Genomic DNA, 21,378 nt, shown 5'->3' with positions numbered 1-21,378 from the left:
TTTTTATCTGTGAGGCTCTCTGTGCTCAGACATTTTTCATCTTTTCGTCGTCTGATGTATCGCTATCTCTTCGATCAGGCAACCCGCTCTGGGCGATGCGTGGAAGCATTCTGTGGCATATTGGCGCTATTGAGTGTTGTTGTTATTTTTATTGAGTCCAGTATTGGAAAAGATACCAGTCTGAGTCTGGATGAATGGTACATCTTTATTGGCGTTGAGCTGTTTTTTACCCTGATGTTTACACTTGAGTATATCCTGCGGGTGATCAGCTGGCCAAAACCGGCGCGCTATATCTTTAGCTTCTGGGGTTTTATTGATCTTGCGACCACGATCCCGCTCTATGTACTGTGGTTATGGCCGGAACTTTCCGTTCATTACTATTTTGCCTGGCGATCGATGCGTGCCATCCGCGTGCTGCGTATACTGAAATTGCTCCGCTATATGCCTGCTTTGCACAGCCTTAAACAGAGTATTATTAACGCCAGTCACCAGCTAATTCTGTTCTTCTCGTTCATCATCGTCGTTATGGTGGCATCGGGGGCGATGATGTTCGGAATAGAAGGGAAGACCAACGGTTTTGATAGTCTGGGAGCCTCGGTCTACTGGGCGATAGTCACGGTGACCACGGTTGGTTATGGCGATATTGTACCTCATACGGCATTCGGGCGTTTTATGGCTTCAGTGCTGATATTGGTAGGTTATTCCGTGGTGGCTGTCCCAACCGGTATTCTGACGGCGCAAATGTCACAAGACTTGCAGAAGAAAAATCGTCAAAGAGCCTGTATCCGCTGCCATGAGGACGAACACGACTCCAGCGCACACTACTGTAAAACCTGCGGCGAACACTTGCCGACCCTTGATAAAAAATAGCGCACGAAGTCACCGAGACAAGAGCGATAAAAAAGAGGGAAACCCTGGTTCCCCTCTCTTCATACCTGTCAGTGTTATTCACGCCACAGAATATGGCACAGCTTATGATCTTTCTCACGGCACAACAGCACGCGCGCAAAGATATCATTAATTTCTTCACCTTCACTTTCTGCAAGGCCAATAACCACTTCGGCAAAGAAGTCCGGGTTTAAGTCAAAATCAACGTGTTCGTTCCAGTCTTCAGCCGGATCAAACAGCTCAGCCCCACCGCGCTCTTCAAACTGTAGGTTAAATAAGATGATATCTGCCGGGTCCAGATTATCGCCTGCCAGTTCAAGAAAAATATCGTATGCCTGTTCTAATGTTTCGTCTTCAGTCAGGCGATTATTTAAGTCCATATTGGATTCCATCTCTATACTCACTTATTGGATGCTCAGGCTGCCACTTCTACAGTAATGGGCTAAAGAAGTAAAATAGTCGCTCTGTCACTCGGTGCCAGAAGGGGCGTTTCTTCCAATCTTCAGGATCAAGCAAGCGTGAGCGAGAAATATAGTCACTTTGTACCGCGGCAAGATCGCTGGCAAAACCGATATCATCAATGACCAGGGTAATTTCCAGGTTAAGCCACAAACTACGCATATCAAGATTAACCGTTCCGACCAGACTCAGCTCACCGTCGACCAGAATACTCTTGGTATGTAACAGTCCGCCTTCAAACTGATAAATTTTTACGCCTGCTTCCAGTAACTCGCTAAAGAAAGCACGACTTGCCCAGTCCACCAGAAGTGAATCATTCTTACGTGGCAGAATGATGCTGACTTCGACACCACGCTGTGCTGCGGCACAAATGGCATGGAGCAAGTCATCACTTGGAACCAGGTAAGGCGTGGTCATGATTAAATATTTTCGCGCCGAGTATGTGGCCGTCAGCAGCGCCTGATGAATTAAATCTTCCGGGAAGCCGGGGCCTGAAGCAATAGTATGGATAGTATGTCCCGTTGCCTCTTCAAATGGCATGATATTCTGGTCTGGCGGCGGCGGGAGGATACGCTGACCTGTTTCTACTTCCCAGTCACAAGAATAAACAATGCCCATTGCGCTGGTGATAGGGCCTTCCATACGCGCCATTAAATCTATCCACTGACCGACATTCGCATCTTGCTTAAAATAGCGAGGGTCCACCATATTCATACTGCCGGTGTAAGAGATAAAGTTATCTATCATCACCATTTTACGGTGCTGACGTAAGTCCATGCGCCGCAGAAAAGCACGCATTAGATTCACTTTTAATGCTTCAACAACTTCAATCCCTGCTGTGCGCATTTTTTGCGCCCAGGGGCTACGGAAAAAGGCTTTACTGCCCGCAGAGTCGAGCATGAGGCGGCAGTGAATGCCTCTTCTGGCGGCGGCCATCAGCGCTTCTGCAACCTGGTCTGCCATGCCGCCGGGTTGCCAGATATAGAACACCATCTCGATTTTATGCCGGGCCAGTTGAATATCCCGGATCATCGCGTTCATGGTGTCTTCAGACTCAGTAAATAATTGCAGTTGGTTGCCTTTAATACCGGCAATTCCCTGGCGATGTTCACACAACTTAAAGAGATTACTGGCAACGTCACTGTTATCTTTGGCAAAGATTCGATCGTAGGCCTTCAAATCCTGAAGCCATTTTTGTGTTGATGGCCACATGGCCCGGGCGCGTTCAGCCCGTTTTTTACCCAGATGAAGTTCACCGATCAACAGATAAGTCACGACACCGACTAATGGCAGGATGTGAATAATCAGGAGCCAGGTCATGGTTGACGTCGCCGGGCGACGCTTCATTAAAATGCGTAAGGTGACACCTGCGATGATCAGCCAGTATCCCAGGATGATAAGCCAGCTTATTATGCTAAAAATAGTTGTCATACGCTAAAATAATCCCGTTGAAGCGTGAAAAATAATCGAACAAGCAGAGTTGTCTCTTTTATATATTAAAAAAACATCTAAAACGAGTGGTTTGCCTGATGGATAACTCTATAATAGCGGGTCTTCTTCGAAAAACAGAGTTATAAAAATGAGACGTAGCAGAACTGAGGTCGGACGCTGGCGTATGCAACGTCAGCAACAACGCCGTAGATCACGTTGGCTGGAAAGTCAGTCCCGTCGTAATTTGCGTATTTATGCCATTCGTAAACACGGAATCAATCACCGGCGTAACTCGCTGTTATTTGCTATCCACGATCGCTGATCCTACAAAGAACGGCTAAATGCCGTATTTTTGTGTATCTCTCTGTCACTCAACATTCCGCATCCCTGTAAAAACACGCTTACCCTGTAGTGCGCTCATTTATGCCGTTCAGGCTGACTTCAAATCTTCATATACAATGATAGGTTATTAATACGAATTTTTAGTCATTCAGTGTAACGATGACTGTAAACTGTGATGGTGTTAAACGAGGGTAAGAGAGTTTCCGGAGGATGACCTCAGGTTACTATATCCATAGTGAATACTTTTATTATTAAATCTTGAGGTGCTATGAAGATTAATTCGGATGTTCAGTCTTGCCTTGAAAAATCGGTTCTTTGCTGGCTGGCGACCGTAAGTAAGGAGGGGTTACCTAACGTTTCCCCTAAAGAAATTTTCGCAGTATATGATGATGAACATATTGCTATTGCGGATATCGCTTCGCCAGTCACTGTCCGTAATATAAAAAGTCATCCGGACGTTTGCGTGAGTGCTGTCGATGTCTTCAGCCAGAGTGGATTCAAAATAACCGGTAAAGCGCAGATATATACTTCCGGTACGGATATTTTCCCACAGCTCAAGGCATCGTTATCTCATCTACTGACTCCTGAGTATATTGTCAGAAACATCATTCTGCTGAAGGCTGAGAAAATAAGCAGAATATTGGCGCCCAGTTATCATATTCATCCGGAAAGAACGGAAGCTGAGCATCGGGAACGGACCTATAAAACTTACGGCGTCCGTTGCGGTGAGTAAAGGCAATATGGCCGTATTCGATTGTTATAAAGCCATTCGGTCAGTCCCATGATTGAAACTCGACTGCTTCATCAGTTTATTGCCGTTGCCGAGGAGTTGCACTTTAACCGCGCGGCCAAACGACTTCATATGGCACAACCCCCTTTAAGTCAGGCTATTCGCAGACTTGAAGAGGAGGTTGGTGTGCCACTTTTCGAAAGAACGAATCGACGCGTATCTCTTACACCCGCAGGTTGTGCCTTTTTAGTGTCATCGCGAAAGATATTGAATCAGCTTAATGAAAGTGTGGAGCAAACTCGGCGAATTTCACAAGGTATTGAAGGGTATCTTACCCTGACCTTTATCAACATTGCGCCTTATCGTGGATTGTCAGATGCCCTGCGACGTTTTCGCCACAAATTTCCTGCTGTCGCTTTCACAATGCAGGAGGCGACGACGCAAGAACAAGTACTCGCACTCGAAGAGGGGCGGGCCGATCTTGGATTTATGCGCTTATCAGGCAGAACCGCGCCGGGCCTCCGATTTGAGTCTGTTTTTTGTGAACCTGTTCTGGTGGCTTTACCAGCCAGCCATCGTTATGCGGATAACACTATCATTCCTCTTTCTGCTTTTCAGGATGATATGTTCGTCTCATCGCCCCGCCATCTGGGGCAGGGTTTTCACGATCAGCTTATTCAGCTTTGTGAGGCTGCGGGCTTCGTGCCGCGTATTGCCCAGCAGGCCCGGCAACTGCAGACACTGGTTGCATTGGTCGCGAGTGGTTTTGGCGTTGCGCTTCTGCCCGCCTCGCTGGCACAAGATGGACGCAAGGACGTGGTATTCCGGCCGATTGAGGTGGATGCGCCGGATAAATTGCGCTATGTAGAATTAGTGATGGCATGGAGGGAACACGACCCCAGTATTCTCCGCGACAGGCTTCTGGATGAAGTGCGTCATGCAATGGTATCAACCCTCTGTGATTAAGACGATTCAGATCTCAACTTAGTATAAATAATATATTTTACCGCAGAGGACAGAACTCTCATCATCGTGATTTTCAGATTCATGGTGAGGCTAGAAGATGAAAGAACACTTTCATACCGATCGGACTTTCAAGGATAAGGTGGTCATCGTTACGGGAGCAGCACAGGGACTGGGCCGTGCCTATGTGCAAGCGCTCTTGAATAGTGGCGCATGTGTTGTCGCGAGTGATCTCGGAACTGACAGCGAAGGTGAAGGGGCTGACAGCAGTATTATGGCTGAGGCGGCACGAACCTTACGGGTAGGCAATGGGCAACTCATCATACATAGTGGGCAACTTGATGATGAAGTCTGCTGCAAGGAACTTATCAGTCTGGCCATAGCACACTTTGGCAGACTGGATATTCTTATACATAATGCGGGTTGGGTTGGCTATCAACCTGTTGAGGAACAAGAAGAGGATTTCCTTGAGCGAGCACTGGGTATTAATGTGCGCGCACCTGTCTGGTTATGCAAGCACGCATGGAAATACCTCAAAGAGTCCTCGGCGGCGCGGATCGTACTGAATACATCTGACCGCGCGATGTACCAGCGGTATGCTCTGCCAGGCCTGACGGCTTATGCTGCCGGCAAAATGGCTCAAATAGGCATTATGAATGCCTTAAGTCGAGAAGGTCAGCCTCAAGGGATTTTGGTTAATGCGATATCTCCAGTGGCCAAAACCCGCATGTGGGGAATCACTCAGCCTCCTGAGAATTTAAAGCCTGAATGGGTGGTTCCTGGCGTGCTCTATCTCGCCAGTTCGTTGTGTCATGATACAGGCGTTATTTTGCGTGCCAGTAATGGTCAGTTCACCGCAACGCGTTTTTGCGAGAATCCGGGTGTTGATTATCCCACCCATCTCGCCCGGATCTGCTGTGAGAGCATTGAAGACATTGCCCGAAACTGGTCGCTTATCAAGGAGTTCGGGGATGCATAATGAGGGAGAACTGAAGAAGATAGCGCAAGTTCGAGCCTGCCTTGGAGAAAGTCCGGTGTGGGATGCACGTACCGGACGCCTGTACTTCATTGATATCACAGAGGGAAAGATTAACGTGTGGCATCCTCAGGGCAGGGTCGAAACGGTTTATCAATCGCGGGCACGTATTGGAGCGTTGGGGATCACTGATAATGGCAATCTGATCTTCGCTGAAAACGCCTGCATCGCTATCCTTAATTCAACAACCCAAGAAGTATACAGACGTACTACGGCTGTCGGTGACGAGGCTCGCTTTCGCTTCAACGATGGGGCTTGTGATCCACAGGGACGTTTCGTTACGGGACTTATGGACGAAGCTCCGAAACGTAGAGAAGGGGCACTGTACCGCTATAACAGTGACCTGACTGCAGAAATGCTCCTCCAGAATATGGCTCTGCCAAATGGTCTTGCCTGGTCGGAGGACGGTCGTATGCTGTTTTTTGTTGATTCTGTTGCCCGGTCAATCTTCTGCACGACCTATTCCTCCTTGGGCGAACTCGGTGAGATAACGAAGTTCGCTCAAACCCCAGCAGAACTGGGGCGTCCTGATGGTATTGCTTTGGACAAAGCTGGAGGGCTATGGGTATGTCAGTTTAACGGAGGGTGTCTGCTACGTTATGACCGGGGCGGACATCTGAGCCATCATCTTGCTATGCCCGTCCCTCGGCCTACCAGTTGTTGTTTTGGCGGAGTGAATTTGGACACCTTGTTTATCACGACAGCACGCTTTGCAATGACATCCTCGGAGCTTACGGATTACCCGGATGCCGGGGATTTGTATGCTTTTCGGCCTGACGTTGCAGGGATCCCTCGTCATTTGTTTCGGGAGGGCTGCGTTTGCTGATATCGACGCGAGGGATCTGCCAACAGGGCTTTGGGCTGAACCTTTCTTTTGTGTTCCTCTTCATAAGCATAACGCGGGAAGAGATGGTAGCAGCAGGCAGGAACCTTGCAGGAACTGTACATCGCCCAAAACTGCCCAGACAGACGGCATACGGTAAATCACTTTGTCATTGGTACCGTTACGAGCGGTTCCTGAAATATTGCGTGTTTTGATTTAACGTTAATCCGTTATTCAATCAGCGTCATCATGATAATCCGCCTGTACTATTCGGCTTTTGCTTGCCGCTGATGATATTGCTCGAGTTCATAATCAATAAAAGCCCCGATCATGGAGCGATACACTTTTTCGATGACAGCTTCAGAAAGACCTTCTTCTCTGGCCTGTTTACACACTTTATCTATCACTTGCTGAACACGGTCGGGGGCGCGAACCGCCGAAGTGTCGGCTTTAAACGCTGACGCCGCTTTAACGCATTGACCGCGTTGTGCGATGAGTTTAACCAGTTCACTGTCAATTTGGTCAATACGGTTTCTGACATCTTCAATTGATGAAAACTTCACGTGGCACTCCATATGACTAGTACAAGGGTTCGATAGTTTACCGTTAATTGAATACCGATCCAGATCTAAATCTAACAGGAGGATAGAGAGTGCGAATAAAAATGACTGCAATTGCGCTACCTGAACGGTGCGCGCGCGGAAAATGCTGGTGATAAGGGGGGGAGATTGAGTATAGGGTCAAAAAATTAATGTGTACTTGAATTTGTACCTGAATGTTTAAATGACCCCGGGATAAATTATTCGTTTTTCTGTTTGTCAGAAAACCTGCTTAAACGGTTTTACCACGACACTTTCGTAGACACCCGCGTCAACATAAGGGTCACTTGCCGCCCAGGCTTGGGCTTCTGTCAGTGATGGGAATTCTGCAATTACCGTTGAACCAGTAAACCCGGCAGCACCTGGGTCATTACTGTCTACGGCGGGGAGTGGACCTGCGGTTAGTAAACGACCTTCATCGCGCAGAGCTTGTAAGCGCGCCAGATGAGCGGGGCGGGCTGCAAGACGCTTTTCCAGAGAGTTCGCAGTATCCTGAGCAAAAATAACGTATAACATAGACAGATCCTGAGTCGATTTGAGATGAAAATACAGTAAGTTAATGGTAACTGAACTGCAAATAAAAAATAAATGACCTGTTAAATTTCATCTGTTATTTGCTGATTTCCGGTTATGAAGGAACAAAGAAACATGTTTTAATCTTTGTGTTGTTGAATATGATTGCTATTTGCATTTAGAATTACCTTCTCCTGGCTAAACTGAAAACATTATGACGTCAATGCACCTTGATTTACCTCACCGCTTTCCGTGGTCAACTGTACTGTCCGTCACCCTTCACGGTGCCGTTATCACCGGACTTCTTTATGTCTCGGTGAATCATGTCGTTGAACTACCCGCTCAGGCACCGGCGCAGGTTATCAGTGTGAGTATGGTTGCACCGTCAGCACTCGAACCTCCGGCACCAGAAGTCGTGGAACCTCCGCCGCCGCCGCCAGAGCCGGTTGTGGAACCTGAACCGGAACCCGTACCTGAGCCAGAGCCGATCCCAGAGCCACCGAAAGAAGTGCCTGTGGTTATCGAAAAGCCGAAGCCCAAGCCGAAACCCAAACCTAAGCCGGAACCTGAGAAAAAAGTGGTGCCGCCAAAACCGGTGACGAAGCCGACGCCAAAAGCGGCCCCACCCGCTCAGACTGCTCCGCTAACCCAGGCGCCACCTGCTCAGGCAGCAGCGCCGATGCCGTCGGCAGCGAAGGCTCCATCAGCTTCGGTCAGCAGTGGCCCAAGGGCGCTGTCACGTAGCGAGCCTCAGTATCCTCCACGCGCTTTTGCTTTGCGTCAGGAAGGTCGAGTCAGCGTTAAGTTTGACGTTGATGCTGATGGTCGCGTGGGTAATGTGGAGATCCTTTCCGCCAAACCACGCAATATGTTTGAACGTGAAGTCAAACAGGCCATGAGAAAATGGCGCTATGAAAGCGGAAAACCTGCTCAGGGTATTGTTGTGAATATTATATTCCGTATCGACGGCGGTTCTTCCGTCGAATAATCGCTTAAATTCGCGCGGTTTTACTGTAGTGGGGTTTCTTTCTGTTCAGCATCTGTGGGTACAGGTTATCTGCCTGCTTGCTCATAGATGCTGAGTGTTTCATCTCTTGCCGATTCCTCTCATTCCTTCCTTTTCCGTCGCTCTCTTCCGTCGTTTTCTTTAGTTCGAGAAATTCAATTGACTGCGATGCTATCTGAGTAGCAGAGCGGCCTTCAGGTGATAAAACAACCAAATTACGTCTGTACAATTCTTAATAATCAGGGCTGGCGGGTCATTTTATATAGCCTTTGCTATGATTAAAGTCGTTAAAAAATATAAGGTTATCCGTTATTACTTCGGTTCAAAAAGATTAAAAAAAGTTAATGTAATTTAACTTGATGTTAATGATAATTACTCTCATTATTACGCATCGCTAATTTTAGCCTTTAACCAGCCCTGCAAGGGTGTACTAACCGTGAGGTGATAAGATGAAAATCGGGATAACACAACTGAAAGCGTTTTTACGGGATGAAAGTGGCGTCACCGCGATTGAGTACGGGATCCTGGCAGCAGCCATGGCAGCGGCTATTGGCGCTATTTTTGGGAGCGACGGGGTATTTGTTACGGCACTGACTGAAAAATTCCGCCAGATAGCCGATCAAATTTCAGGTTCAGGAACATCAGCACCTGGTTCCATTACTAATAAATAATGGCGGACTCAGGGCTTAGTGCTCAAATTCTGTATCTGGCAAGTTGTTTAATATGGTGTTCTTTTAGCGATCTCTTAGAACGCCGTATACCAAATCGAGCTGTACTGATTATTTTGTTTGGTTGGATTGCTATCAGAGTTTGGGAAATCGCAATTAATAATGCACCGCTATCGATTATTTATAAAGATTTCCCCGGTGCCGGTATTGTATTTCTGGTGGGGTTTCTGCTTTTTCTTACCGGGCGACTGGGAGCCGGAGATGTCAAATTAATGGCAGTGCTTTGTCTGTGGGTCGGTTATGGTCAGCAAATTACCTTTATTATGGTAACCGCATTAGTTGGCGGGGTATTGGCGATAGCATTACCGTTACTGAATATAATTCCGACAATAATAACCACAGGAATAAACAGTATTAATAAAAGATTCAAAATTAAATTAGCATTGCCGCCTGCGCTATCACCTGAATTGTCTCAGGGTATTCCTTATGGAATAGCGATCAGCGCTGGAGCCGCGTATATTTTAATTTTGCCTTATATATCCTGAATAATTAAGTCTGTTTGCGGACCTGTTATAAAACCTCATGAATAATACAGATAATATCTGTGGTGGGGAGCTTATAACCGCGGCGGTATGTAAGTCGCTTTAATTATGATATGTACCTCTAAATAGCCTTGCTGTTTGACCGGGAATACTAGAATACAATATGAAGAAGAAAATAAACTCGACAATAATATTCTCAGGGGCGTGTATTTTTGCCGCTATTGTTGCTCTTTTGGTACGTAGCCAATTATCTGCTCCGGCACCTGTCCAACAGGTTCAAATACCTGCCCCCAAAAAAATGGTTCTCGTGGCAGATAAAGATCTTAATCCCGGTGATTTTATTGATATAGCTTCCATGCGTTGGGAAGAAACGGAAAAATCTGTCTCAAGAAGTTTCTATTTTATTAATGGCCAGGATAAAGAGTCACAACTCTTTGGCGCCACGGTGCGTAAACCAGTACAGGCCGGAACCGCATTAAATAATAGCCTGGTCGTCAGGCCCAATGAACCTGGCTTTATTTCCGCGGTATTGGGTAAAGGTATGCGGGCGATTTCTATTCCAACCAACGCAGTAGCCAGTAACTCCGGTTTAGTGAATGCCGGAGATCGAGTCGATATCATTCTGAGTCTGCGTAAAGCCGACTTAAACGAATCAGAGAGTTCCTCGAATGCTCCCCCAGCACCACCGCAACTTGCCGCACAAACCATTGTAAGCGATCTGCGAGTCCTGGCACTGAATAATGATACTGACAGTAACGCGGATGTGCGCCCACGTCAGGATGTCGATGCCCCAGATAACACCAGTACGAATAACAGACCTCGCCAGGCGCTATTTCAGACTGTCACGGTAGAAGTGACCCCGGAACAAGCTGAAGTGTTGGCTGTAGCCAAAGAGGTCGGTTTACTGCATTTGTCGCTTCGTAGCGGGGCAGACGACCAGCCTGTAAATCAGCAGGCAGGCAGTGTGACTACGCTGACTGACAGTACCGATATCTATCGAACTGGCCATCAAGTGAAATTATTCCGTGGCGGGAAGCTGGAAAATAAAACGTTCCCTGCTCATTAGGCGATACCGGGCAGTGAACGTCATGCCGAAATTGAGTGAACACATTAAACCCTGAATGGAAATACCCAGATGAAAATGTTTTTTGCTTTCAGACGAGACTTTTGGACAGCAGCGTTAATGCTGGCGAGCGTCTGCTGGCTTGCCGCATGGAGTCAGCCTGCTGCCTCCAGAAATATTGCAGAGGTACATGAGTCCAGTGTCGTTAAACTGATTGTCAACCAGGGGCGTATGTTACAGCTCAAGGACTTGCCTGACAGCATCCTGGTGGCCGATCCCGAAGTGGCCAGTTTTGAACTTCCGTCACCGGGTAATCTGTTTGTTTATGGCAAGTCTGTGGGTAGCACCACGCTGTATGCTATGGATCAAAATGGCGATGTGATCACCGCGATTCGTATTGTTGTCGAACACGATTTAAAAGCCCTTTATGAGCGACTGAAGCGTGAATTCCCGGAAGCGGATATCTCACTTGAAGCGGGTATTCCCAGCGGCGTGATTGTCCGGGGAAGCGTGGATACCCCACAGGATGCGAAAAAAGTTATCGACAGCGTTCAGACCTATATCAAAACCTCTGTCGGTCGTGGTGACGGTGGCGGTGGAAATAGCAGTCTCGGTGGAAGCAGTGAAAGTTCTGCTAACGTCGTTAATCAGCTTAAGATCAGAACCCCATCCCAGATCAATATCCGCGTCCGTGTCGTGGAGGTGTCGCGCAAGTTAACCCATGAACTGGGCTTTAACTGGAATTCTTCCCTGAATCTCGGTAATTCCACCATCGGTTTTAATTCCGGCACTCTGTCTAATTTCTTTGACTCCAGTACCAATAAGTTTACCGGAGTAGAAGGGAGTGGTGCGCTGGGCTTTAACACCTCCGGGGCCGATGGTTCATTGAGCAGTTTGTTATCTGCCATGGTGCAACAGAATATGGCGACGGTCCTGGCTGAGCCTAACCTGACGGCCATTTCCGGTGAAACCGCCGCGTTTGCAGCCGGCGGGGAAGTGCCTATCGTTCTGATAACCAATAATAATATCAGCATTGAATATAAGTCTTATGGCGTGATTTTACGCATGACGCCAACCTTACTCTCAGCCAACCGTATTAGCCTGCATATTGCACCTGAAGTGAGTGAACTGACCTCGGTGGGACAGGTGACGCTTGAAGGAGGATCGGTTATTCCAGCCCTGACCGTACGTCGCGCTGATACCACTGTCGAGCTAGCCAGTGGTCAGAGTTTTGCTTTGGCAGGCATGTTACGTAGCTCTAACAGTCAGACGGTGACAGGCGTACCGGGAGCCAGTGATATTCCAGTGATGGGGAAAATTTTCGATAACGAAGCCACCAAGCATGAAGAAACTGAACTGGTCATTATCGCCACGGCCTATGTCGTCGAGCCCGTGAGTGCCGGGCAGTTGCAGACCCCGGGCCAGGGCATTAAGCCGCTGGATGCCGTGACGCCGAGCTACGGTGCCGTGGGTTACCTCTACTAATGATTCAGGATAACGTCATGAACTCCATTCTGCGAGTGAACAAAAAATTTGCCGCACCTTTAGCGGGCGGGCTGATGGCCATCATTCTGTCGGGTTGTACTGACCGGGCGTTGAACGATATCCGCATGCAACGTTATGACCAGCCCGCACTGGCTCCGGTCACAGCGAAGCCCAGTGCTTTAGCCGTTAATCTTCAGGCGGCCAGTAAAGGGCAGGGTCTGAGTCCGGCCTCTTTGAGCTCGCTGAACGAGCTGCTGGTTAAGCAGGGCAGACTTACCGCCCAGACGCTCATCATTACGCCTTATACCGTCCGTGGTGAGCAGCTTGCGGGGCGCTTAGCCAAAGCGCTACAAAATGCGGGCGCTGACCCTAAAAAAATAAAGACAGAGCGTCGCATTGTCGCAGGCAGTGGCCAGGGGGATTTGCAAGTCATATCCCAGGCGATAGCGGTGCAAACCACTCGCTGCCAGATTAATGACCCGGGGTTACTGATGGTTAAACCCTATGACAGCGTGGGCTATCTGGGCTGTGCCACACAAAACAACCTCGCGATGATGATCGCCGAGCCAAAGGACTTGATTCAGGCTCGTATGCTCGATGGGGCTGATGGTGTTGCGGCGGTTAACGCTATTGAACGCTATCAGACAGACAACGTTAAAACGCTTATCAACATTGACTTTAGCGAAGACTAACGCCAGGGAGACAACATGAGTGATGTAAAAGTTTCTTCCGGAACAGGCGGTGAGGAACAGGGACTACTGATTGCCGCATTTACTTTCAGTGAGCCAGACGCTGTGGCATTACGCGATTCCCTGACGCGGCTTAAATATCCGGAAGCGCCGGTCGAACGTGGCGGTCTCAATGCGGCGCGTACCTGGTGTGAACTTAATCTGCCACCGCAGATGTTAATTGTTGATATTGAAGCAGAGCCCTGGCCGTTACCTGCTCTGGAAGCCCTGCTGGCTATCTGTGGGCCAGAGTGCCAGGTCATTGTCACCGGAAATGCTCAGGATGTGAGTCTTTACCGTTCGCTACTGCAACTGGGTATTACCGAGTACTTAGTGAAACCCTATGCGCTGGATCAGCTGTCTGCGGCACTGGCTAAGTGTAAAGGGATGCATACCGGATCAGAATATGCGCGCCTTGGAAGAACGGTTGCGATAGCCGGTGTCAGTGGCGGTGTCGGTACCAGTACTGTAGCTGCTGGTCTGGGGTATTTATTTGCCACTGAACGTCATTTACCGACGGGATTAGTTGATTTTGACAGGCGTAATGGCGACCAGTTATTACTGCTAGGGCAGGATGAAGATGCGGGGCTGGCTGCGGTACTCACGACCGAAGTACTGGACAGTCAGCTACTCCAGCGTGCCATGATTAAGGTTGATACTCGTCTTCATCTGTTAGCGCAAAAACCTGTTCGCCGTAGTGATAATGAGGTTGATGCTGACACCGTCCTCAATCTGGGGGGCGCTTTATGTCGTATGTTTAATCAAGTTATCTGGGATCTGCCTTGCTCATTCCCGACGGGGGCGCTTGACGTACTGACTTATGCCGACCTCCGTATTTTGGTCACGGAACTGACCCTGCAAGATGCCCGTAATTTACGCAGTATTCTCCATGATATTGGCGATGAAAGTGAAGGTCAGCGTTTACTGCTGGTCAACAATCAGAGCCATTTTTCCAGCAATCCGCCGCTGAGTCGGGCGGAATTTGAACAGGTTGTAGGTCGCCCAATCGATGTTGTCTTGCCACATGCTGGTCATACCCTTGCCCGTAGTCTGGCGCTTGGTGCGCTGGATATTCACGCCTCTTTACCCTGGTTGCAAGCGTTAAGAGAGTTAAGTCATCTGGCCTGTGGTCAGCGTCCTGAACCGGCGAAAAAGCACTGGTTCTCTACGCTGTTACGCCGCGCTTAAGCTTCCCGGGAGACGATAATTTATGTTAAGGCGTAAAAATCAGACTGTTGTCCGTGAAGTTGTGACACAAACGGCTGCCGCCAGTCCGGAAATGACCAGCACACCTGCTGTTGAGAGTAAGGCAAGCGAATCACGTGCATCCGTCTCGACTGCCAGCGTGCAGCAGAATGACAGTCGCAACGCTCAGCGCAGAATTATTCGTACGCGACTGTACGATCAGCTTGATGCTGGCAAAGCCGCAGGGATGGGGCGCGACAATTTACTGACGCAGATACAGGCGGTGATCCGCACCATTTGTGATAGCGAACGACTCCAGCTTTCTCGCCAGGAAGAGCTGGCGCTGAGCCACGAAATGCTCGATGAAATGACCGGTATCGGGCCGATACAGCCGTTACTGGCAGATGATACGGTCAATGATATTTTGGTTAACGGGGCTAATCAGGTGTTTATTGAGCGTTTTGGCAAGCTCGAACTCTCCCAGATTACGTTTATCGATGAAGAGCACGTTTTCAATACCGCTCAGCGTATTGCCGCCGCGGTAGGCCGACGTATCGATGAAGCCAGCCCCATGGTGGATGCACGTCTGCCTGACGGCAGCCGTGTCAACGTGATTACCTACCCCTTAGCCATTGACGGAACAACGATTTCAATTCGTAAATTTATGCGCCGCAATCTCTCACTGGAGTCTCTGGCTGAGGCTCGTTGTATGTCTCCTGCTATGGCTGCGGTACTGAATAAAGCGATGCAGGCGCGTGTGAATGTGATTGTTTCCGGGGGCACCGGGGCCGGTAAAACCACGCTCCTCAATGCGCTATCGCAAAAAATTGGTGTGACCGATCGCATTATTACCATTGAAGATGCCGCTGAACTGCAGTTACAGCAAGAGCATGTTGTTCGCCTGGAAACCCGACCGGTAAGTGCTGAGGGTTCCGGTAAAGTCGACCAGCGTGACTTGATGCGTAACGCCCTGCGTATGCGTCCTGACCGTATCATTCTTGGTGAGGTCAGGGGAGGTGAGTGTTTCGACATGCTCCAGGCCATGAATACCGGTCATGACGGCTCTCTGTGTACCGTTCATGCCAATACCACCCGCGATGCCATTCAACGTCTGGAAAATATGGTGATGATGGCCAGTATGCAGCTTCCTCTGATGGCTATCAGACGACAAATCGCCAGCGCCGTTCATCTGATAGTGCAAATTGAACGTATGCGTGACGGTGCCAGACGTGTGGTCTCCATTAGTGAACTGTGTGGCATGGAAGAAGAAATTATCCAGATGCAGGATCTGTTTACTTTTCAGGTCACGGGTACCAACCCAGCGACAGGTCAGTTAACTGGAGAATATGTTCAGCATGTTCAGCGTCCTCAATTCTTTACTGAGAAGACCCATCTGTTAGATGCCTGATTTAAGGATGCATTGATGACTCTGAATCTTATTAACATACTGACAGTTTTAGTTTTTGTAAGCGTGTTGATGCTGTGTCTGGCGCTGAACTATGCCCGAAATCAGCGCCAGCTACGTCAGCGGCGCGAGCAGAGACTGCGTCAAATCTTACAGGACAGTGCGCTGGATTCAGATCAGGATCCTCCGCTGTCTATTCTCAAAAAGTCGCGGATTTCTCCTTTCAGCCGTGTGCCGCTGATTGGGCATCGTTTATCGGTTTTCTGGGATCAGCTGGATTTTATTGGCTGGCGCAGCAGCTTGCGCCCCAGACTGATCATCCTTGGCGCTATCAGCCTGGCTATAGGTATGTCCGTTGGTCAGCGTACCCCCTTACCGCTGACAACGGGGCTTCTGTTCTCACTGTTATTTGCTTCTGTGATTGGCTGGTTGCTGTTTCGCTCCGCGCTGCAAAAACATTTGCAGCTGCTGCGTGAAAGCTTACCTGATGCCATTGATGCCATTGTCAGGGCGGCGCGTGCCGGGGTACCCGTCGCAAACACTTTTGCGATGGTGGCTGAACATCTTACCGGACCACTGGCCCACGAGTTCCGCACCATTGATAACTGGCTGAAGCTGGGCATTCCCTTTCGTCAGGTGATTCAGGCTTCCGCTGATCGTGTACCAATGGCGGAGTTCCGTTTCTTTGTGGTTATTTTGATTATCAACCAGGAAGCAGGGGGCCGTCTGGGCGATACCCTTGAGCGTCTGGCAACCACTTTACGTGAACGTCGCGAGCTGTCGTTGAAGGTACTGTCAAAAACCTCTGAATCTCGAGCTTCAGCAAAGATAGTGGCAGCGCTGTTCCCCTGCTGTCTGGCCTATATGTACTTCAAATCGCCTGAAGATTTTACCTTTCTGTTTTCCGACTCGACAGGCACCTCGGTACTGCTGTACGCCGTATGTAGCGTCAGCTTAGGCATGCTGGTGACATTTTTTATGGTTAAACGGATAGCTTAAGAGAAAAGACAATGCTGCTAGATGATCCGCTATTGATATTGGCTGTGTTTCTGATTATTGCCGGCCTGTGGTTTGCCAGAGGTCAGGGAAGAAACGAACGTGTCCGTAAATTGCACCAGCGCTTAGCGCCTCACTTACCTGTAACTGACACTGAGACCAGTGCCGAACATTCTATTCTCAGAGGACAGGGGATGGAACTGTCGCCGGCCCTTGAAAAAATACTGCGTCCTTTGGCTGAACAGGGTGAACGACTGGCGGGCGCTGAGAAAGATCGGAAAAAGTTTCGTCAGATGCTTGACCTTGCTGGCTTTCGCCGTACGGAAGCGGTTGGTTGGTTTGTTATCGGCAAATTCGCCTGTGGATTGCTTGCCGTCCTGGTACTGGTTTTGGGTCTGGTGCCGCCAGCCGATCGTATCGGGTTAACCGGTCTGGCGGGTGGTCTGACAGGGTTCTTTATCGGTAGCCTGGTGCCCGAGTGGTGGCTGAGACATCGTGCGGTGACGCGTGGTGTCCGGCTGGGACGTTCAGTGCCCGATGCCCTTGACCTGATGGTGGTCTGCGCCGAGGCCGGTTTGCCTATCGGGCGAGTACTGCATGTGGTTTCTAAAGAGCTTGGACTTTCTGCTCCCGAAATGGCGGATGAGTTGCGCTATACCTCAGCTGAACTGCAGATTTTATCTGACAGAACGCTTGCTCTGACCCATCTGGCGGAGAGAACGCGTGTTCCCGAAATAGAAAATATGGTGGCGACTCTGCTACAAGCGGAGCGTTATGGTACGCCGCTTTCTCAGGCGCTCAGAACCATTGCGGATGAAAGTCGTAAAACCCTGATCCTACGCCTGGAAGAAAAAGCCGGAAAGTTGCCCGCACAGCTAAGTGTCCCGTTGATGGGACTGATTCTCCCCCCGATTATTGCCATCATGGCCGCCCCTGCATTGCTGCGGGTCATCCGTCTGATGTCGAGTTAAGACCCGTTATTACGCAGAGGAAAGAAAGAGTGAATAAATTAAGCATTGTCCGGGCATTTTTCCTGGTTATCTGTGGTGTATTACTGGCAGGTTGTGCGGGCAGTCAGATTCAGAAAGGATCGAAAGAAGAAGGTCTTAAACTGGCTCGTTTACTGCGCGATCAGGGCCGTCTGGAAGCGTCGACCGAAGTTTATGCCCGTCTCGACAGCAAAGGCAGTCTGGTGGGGAAAGAGCTGATTGAGTATGGCAGTGTTGCCAGTGCGGTGAAGCCTCCGCAAGAGACCCTTGGCATTTACTCTCGTGCGCGCCAGCAGATCGGGGATGACGCCGCGCCAATGGAAAAAAATGAATCCCTGGCTCTGTGTCTGGGCATGGCGCGCGCGCAGATCGCCTTAGGACGTACTCAGCTTGCTCAGCGCGACCTTGATTGTGCGCTAAAACTGGACCCGCAGAATTCCATTGCGTTAAATGGTGCCGGAATTGTGCTGGACGCCAGCGGTCAATACCGCGAAGCACGCGTGCAGTTTGAGAAGGCATTACAAAGTGACCCATCCAATACCTCTGCGCTGAACAATATGGCACTTTCCTGGCTTAACAGCGCAGAACCGGCCAAAGCGATTGAATTACTTCGTACCACAGACAGTTCAAACCCCGTAACACAGCTCAATCTGGCCCTTGCGTATCTTTACCAGGGCGACACTGATGCTGCCCATCGCACCTTAGCCGCGATTGCCAGCCCGGATCGTATTGCCAGCCTGATGAGCACCTTAAGTGCACGTGCGGATGAGTTAAAACAGCCTCAGAACCGTGGCAGTAATTTGCTGCTCGCCAGTCGTAGTCCACTGCAGCTAAGTAGCATTAAGCCATGATTGCGAGGAAATTACGCCGCTGCTGGCAGCAAAACCTGGGAGTGATTGCCACAGAGGTGGCTTTTCTCTGCCCGGTGATTCTGGTTGGCGTCATGATGCTGTTTGAGCTGGTGCGCGTTGGGCTGGTGGTGGGCGTTGGCAGCGTTGCGCTGGATAAGTCTGTCCAAAGCTTCAGGCTGGATGATTTGAAAGCCAGTAGTCCCTCACAAATGGCCGACAACGTGAAGTCACGCATGGTGGATTCCTCTTTTGGCTACCTCAATGACGATGATCTGACGGTTAGCGTACTGCATTTTGACAATCTCAGTCATCTGGGGGGGCTGGCGATTGCCACTGAAGAAGAAGAGACGGAAGACAATCTGCCCGTATGGTCTGTGACCGTACAGATCAAAAAATCGTTTCTGACCCCTCTGCCAGAAGTGCTCTCTTTGGGGGATGCCTTTCGCTATCAGTACAAACATGTATTCGGTACGGAATTGATGTATGAGCAAGATTAGACATTTTTTAAAGCGTGAATGGGGCGTTGCCGCCTTAGAGACTGCGCTTGTCTTCCCGATTCTTCTGACTGTCGGAGGGATACTCGCTGATCTCTATACCGTGAGTTTAGAGCGAGAACGTATGGAACAACGGGCAGGTGCAATCGCCTCAGTATTGAGCTATCAGACTGATTTAACAGCGAAAGGACTTCAGGGCTTACAGGATGCGGTGATGCCCGATGGCGCCAGTCATAACTATCAGATGCTTATCAGTAATGTCAGGCAGAGTGGGGAAGTTTACTGGCAGCTTTCGCGTGGCAATGCTGTTGATTTATGCCTCGAGAATACTGCGATTACGGGTATGCAGTGGCCGGGAAGTTTGCCAGAGCGCGAGACTGAAAACCCCAGTGACAATGTTTCGATGATTATCGTTGAGATCTGTCGCCAGGGCAGTGATGTCAGCCTGCTCGGGGGGCTGACACTCAGTGGATTACTTGATGCTTCAACCACAAGCCGGGTTGCTGCAGGGGTGATTGCATTAGATGAAGAATTGGCTCAGGAAGCCGCACTGGAAGAGAGCAAATAATGGCCATCGGACAACGCTTGAACAAACTGCGTCGCTCAATAACACAGTTCTGTCGCCAGGAGAAAGGCGCCGGTACCGCCTTTCTGGTCTTCGGTACCATGGCCTTGCTGGTCAGTGGTGCATTAGTGGTTGATACGCTCAATGCCACCGGCGATGCCGCACAGATCAAGCGTGCTACCGATGCTGCTGCATGGGCTATCGGTAATCAGGTGGTGGTAAGTCATTCTGAGAACCAATCCTTTAACGAGCAAGACATGACCGAGCTTGCGTATATGTACATTGCGCATAACCTGGGCATGAACACGCAGCTCTCTTCACAGATAACGCGTGAAAATATCTCGGTGACGCGAGGTGAGGATAATGGCGCTATTCAAACCTACACCGTATCTGTTTCATTTAATACCGCGCCTGAATTACTGAAATTCAACAGCGTTCGGCAGGATATATTTTCTGAGGTTGAAGTGCGTACCGCCTCGCTGGAAGTGGCGCTGGCGATACCCAATACCTTAACTGAAAATGCCGCCAACATGGCTGCGTTACGCCGTATGGGTAACAGCTTTGCCGAGGATCTGGTTAGCAGTAATGACAATGCCTGGCTATCACTGGTGCCCTACAGCCAAAGTGTGAATGTTTACGATCCTGAACACGTTAACCGTATCCGCAACTGGGCTAAACCTGGCGCGCTGAATCCGGTGGAACTCACAACCTTATTCCAGACTGGCTACAGTGGCCTGGCGGATCGCCGTCTGCCAGATCGCCGCTTCAATCGACTTTGCATGTACCGCGGCCTGAACAGAGGCGAAAATTATTTCTGGGATGAAGCGCCGGGCGGACAGTTTGGCATTTATTACCGCGCAGATTTACCTGTTAACTCTCCAATTAACTACAACGTTTCATGGATAGGTCCTAACCCGATTTTTGGTCAGGCGGGTGGGGCTAACGATACTCGTTTTCTGATTGTTGACCACGGCTGCCCGGTCGCTCCCTTACTCCCTCTGAGTAATGATCTGAATAAAATTTCCGAACGGCTGGGTGAAATGACTGCTGGGTTTAACGTCAATTTTTCCATCGCCATGGGCTGGGCAGCAATGTCCCTGGCGCCAGAGTTCCGCGGCGAAGAGGGCTGGGGCTTGCCTGACAACCTGCCGAAAGATTTCAGCGAAGGAAAGAGTGACCGGGTGAAGGCCATTGTTTTACTGGTTAACTCCACGGATATGCGCTGGTTCGACAGTGATGCCTATAACGCCTACACCGCCAGGCCCATTGATGGTTGCCAGGGATCAACCGATGGCTGTAACGATGAAACCCTCATTACTCAGCGTTTTGCTGAACTCTGTGACAGTTTCCGCGAACGCGATCTGCGCTTCTTCCTGATAGCCACCGGAACCGATGATGCTGAAGATGAAAACGGTCAGGTACCCAGTGCTTCCGCTTTTCGCCGAATTGCCGGTACTGGGCTGCGCAACTGCGCGGTAAAAAGCAGCGACCTGAGTTATTTCAACGGCGCTAACTTCGTCGAATCAGAAAATAAAATGACCGAACGCCTGGCCTCCATTGTGGAAGAGCTTCAGCAGCAGAGCAGTTTTGTCCGCCTCATCAAGTAATAACCGATGG

General features: G+C 49.6%; 24 protein-coding genes. 20 read left to right on the top strand and 4 right to left on the bottom strand.

Translation table 11 applies throughout. From position 1 onward, the window contains the following. The first annotated feature begins 21 nt into the window (after positions 1-21). The gene (locus tag Q1A40_RS18250) at positions 22-870 is read left to right on the top strand and encodes an ion transporter (RefSeq protein ID WP_300003033.1); all 849 of its coding nucleotides are present in this window, start codon (positions 22-24) and stop codon (positions 868-870) included. Between the two features lie 74 nt (positions 871-944). Here Q1A40_RS18250 and Q1A40_RS18245 read toward each other — a convergent pair whose 3' ends face one another. After that, the gene (locus tag Q1A40_RS18245) at positions 945-1,268 is read right to left on the bottom strand and encodes an HI1450 family dsDNA-mimic protein (RefSeq protein WP_300003030.1); all 324 of its coding nucleotides are present in this window, start codon (positions 1,266-1,268) and stop codon (positions 945-947) included. Between the two features lie 49 nt (positions 1,269-1,317). Then, positions 1,318-2,778 carry a cardiolipin synthase gene (cls, locus tag Q1A40_RS18240; RefSeq protein ID WP_300003027.1) on the bottom strand — a complete coding sequence of 487 codons (1,461 nt, stop codon included), beginning with the start codon at positions 2,776-2,778 and terminating at the stop codon, positions 1,318-1,320. A 148-nt stretch (positions 2,779-2,926) separates the two neighbouring features. Between cls and Q1A40_RS18235 the strand changes: the two genes are divergently transcribed. The 5 genes from Q1A40_RS18235 to Q1A40_RS18215 all read left to right on the top strand — a co-directional run bounded on the left by Q1A40_RS18235 (position 2,927) and on the right by Q1A40_RS18215 (position 6,675). Further along, entirely contained in the window at positions 2,927-3,100 is a 174-nt protein-coding gene (locus Q1A40_RS18235; protein ID WP_300003024.1) for a YciY family protein, read from the top strand. Positions 3,101-3,388: 288 nt separating this feature from the next. Further along, positions 3,389-3,853 (top strand): pyridoxamine 5'-phosphate oxidase family protein, encoded by a 465-nt coding sequence (locus Q1A40_RS18230; protein ID WP_300003021.1) that lies wholly within the window; start codon positions 3,389-3,391, stop codon positions 3,851-3,853. Positions 3,854-3,901: 48 nt separating this feature from the next. Further along, positions 3,902-4,816 carry a LysR family transcriptional regulator gene (locus tag Q1A40_RS18225; protein WP_300003018.1) on the top strand — a complete coding sequence of 305 codons (915 nt, stop codon included), beginning with the start codon at positions 3,902-3,904 and terminating at the stop codon, positions 4,814-4,816. Positions 4,817-4,913: 97 nt separating this feature from the next. Then, the gene (locus Q1A40_RS18220) at positions 4,914-5,792 is read left to right on the top strand and encodes an SDR family NAD(P)-dependent oxidoreductase (RefSeq protein ID WP_300003015.1); all 879 of its coding nucleotides are present in this window, start codon (positions 4,914-4,916) and stop codon (positions 5,790-5,792) included. Continuing rightward, positions 5,785-6,675: an SMP-30/gluconolactonase/LRE family protein gene (locus Q1A40_RS18215; protein WP_300003012.1), complete on the top strand. Its 891-nt coding sequence runs from the start codon at positions 5,785-5,787 to the stop codon at positions 6,673-6,675. The genes Q1A40_RS18220 and Q1A40_RS18215 overlap by 8 nt, the downstream gene beginning before the upstream one ends. 263 nt (positions 6,676-6,938) lie before the next feature. On the opposite strand, the gene Q1A40_RS18210 is transcribed toward Q1A40_RS18215, so the two are convergent. Both Q1A40_RS18210 and Q1A40_RS18205 read right to left on the bottom strand, forming a co-directional pair. Continuing rightward, on the bottom strand, positions 6,939-7,235 hold the full coding sequence (locus Q1A40_RS18210) for a chorismate mutase (protein ID WP_300003009.1): 297 nt from the start codon (positions 7,233-7,235) through the stop codon (positions 6,939-6,941). A gap of 255 nt (positions 7,236-7,490) precedes the next feature. Beyond that, positions 7,491-7,787: a YciI family protein gene (locus Q1A40_RS18205; protein ID WP_300003006.1), complete on the bottom strand. Its 297-nt coding sequence runs from the start codon at positions 7,785-7,787 to the stop codon at positions 7,491-7,493. Between the two features lie 220 nt (positions 7,788-8,007). Between Q1A40_RS18205 and Q1A40_RS18200 the strand changes: the two genes are divergently transcribed. From Q1A40_RS18200 to Q1A40_RS18135, 14 genes are all read left to right on the top strand, one after another. Then, on the top strand, positions 8,008-8,772 hold the full coding sequence (locus Q1A40_RS18200) for an energy transducer TonB (protein WP_300003116.1): 765 nt from the start codon (positions 8,008-8,010) through the stop codon (positions 8,770-8,772). A gap of 467 nt (positions 8,773-9,239) precedes the next feature. Further along, positions 9,240-9,461: a Flp family type IVb pilin gene (locus tag Q1A40_RS18195; protein WP_300003002.1), complete on the top strand. Its 222-nt coding sequence runs from the start codon at positions 9,240-9,242 to the stop codon at positions 9,459-9,461. Then, the gene (locus tag Q1A40_RS18190) at positions 9,461-10,003 is read left to right on the top strand and encodes a prepilin peptidase (protein WP_300002999.1); all 543 of its coding nucleotides are present in this window, start codon (positions 9,461-9,463) and stop codon (positions 10,001-10,003) included. Before Q1A40_RS18195 ends, Q1A40_RS18190 begins: the two co-directional genes overlap by 1 nt. Positions 10,004-10,163: 160 nt before the next feature. Further along, a complete protein-coding gene (cpaB, locus tag Q1A40_RS18185) occupies positions 10,164-11,066 on the top strand; it encodes a Flp pilus assembly protein CpaB (RefSeq protein ID WP_300002996.1) in 903 nt (300 codons plus the stop codon). Positions 11,067-11,135: 69 nt separating this feature from the next. Then, complete coding sequence (locus tag Q1A40_RS18180) at positions 11,136-12,548, top strand: type II and III secretion system protein family protein (protein WP_300002993.1); 1,413 nt, start codon at positions 11,136-11,138, stop codon at positions 12,546-12,548. A 17-nt stretch (positions 12,549-12,565) separates the two neighbouring features. Beyond that, positions 12,566-13,240, top strand: coding sequence for a CpaD family pilus assembly lipoprotein (locus tag Q1A40_RS18175; RefSeq protein ID WP_300002990.1), 675 nt, complete (start codon positions 12,566-12,568; stop codon positions 13,238-13,240). A 15-nt stretch (positions 13,241-13,255) separates the two neighbouring features. Next, positions 13,256-14,464 (top strand): hypothetical protein, encoded by a 1,209-nt coding sequence (locus Q1A40_RS18170; protein WP_300002987.1) that lies wholly within the window; start codon positions 13,256-13,258, stop codon positions 14,462-14,464. A gap of 22 nt (positions 14,465-14,486) precedes the next feature. Next, the gene (locus Q1A40_RS18165; RefSeq protein ID WP_300002984.1) at positions 14,487-15,869 is read left to right on the top strand and encodes a CpaF family protein; all 1,383 of its coding nucleotides are present in this window, start codon (positions 14,487-14,489) and stop codon (positions 15,867-15,869) included. A 15-nt stretch (positions 15,870-15,884) separates the two neighbouring features. Beyond that, positions 15,885-16,865 (top strand): type II secretion system F family protein, encoded by a 981-nt coding sequence (locus Q1A40_RS18160; RefSeq protein WP_300002981.1) that lies wholly within the window; start codon positions 15,885-15,887, stop codon positions 16,863-16,865. Between the two features lie 11 nt (positions 16,866-16,876). Further along, complete coding sequence (locus tag Q1A40_RS18155) at positions 16,877-17,833, top strand: type II secretion system F family protein (protein ID WP_300002978.1); 957 nt, start codon at positions 16,877-16,879, stop codon at positions 17,831-17,833. A gap of 29 nt (positions 17,834-17,862) precedes the next feature. Next, positions 17,863-18,702, top strand: a complete 840-nt coding sequence (locus Q1A40_RS18150) for a tetratricopeptide repeat protein (RefSeq protein WP_300002975.1) — start codon at positions 17,863-17,865, stop codon at positions 18,700-18,702. Next, entirely contained in the window at positions 18,699-19,199 is a 501-nt protein-coding gene (locus Q1A40_RS18145) for a hypothetical protein (RefSeq protein WP_300002973.1), read from the top strand. Before Q1A40_RS18150 ends, Q1A40_RS18145 begins: the two co-directional genes overlap by 4 nt. After that, on the top strand, positions 19,186-19,764 hold the full coding sequence (locus tag Q1A40_RS18140; protein ID WP_300002970.1) for a hypothetical protein: 579 nt from the start codon (positions 19,186-19,188) through the stop codon (positions 19,762-19,764). Before Q1A40_RS18145 ends, Q1A40_RS18140 begins: the two co-directional genes overlap by 14 nt. Then, positions 19,764-21,368 (top strand): pilus assembly protein, encoded by a 1,605-nt coding sequence (locus Q1A40_RS18135; protein WP_300002967.1) that lies wholly within the window; start codon positions 19,764-19,766, stop codon positions 21,366-21,368. Before Q1A40_RS18140 ends, Q1A40_RS18135 begins: the two co-directional genes overlap by 1 nt. Positions 21,369-21,378 lie beyond the last annotated feature (10 nt).

This window comes from uncultured Cedecea sp. (assembly GCF_947498825.1).
Classification (GTDB): Bacteria; Pseudomonadota; Gammaproteobacteria; order Enterobacterales; family Enterobacteriaceae; genus JGM124.
This window is presented reverse-complemented; position numbering and strand designations above follow the sequence as displayed.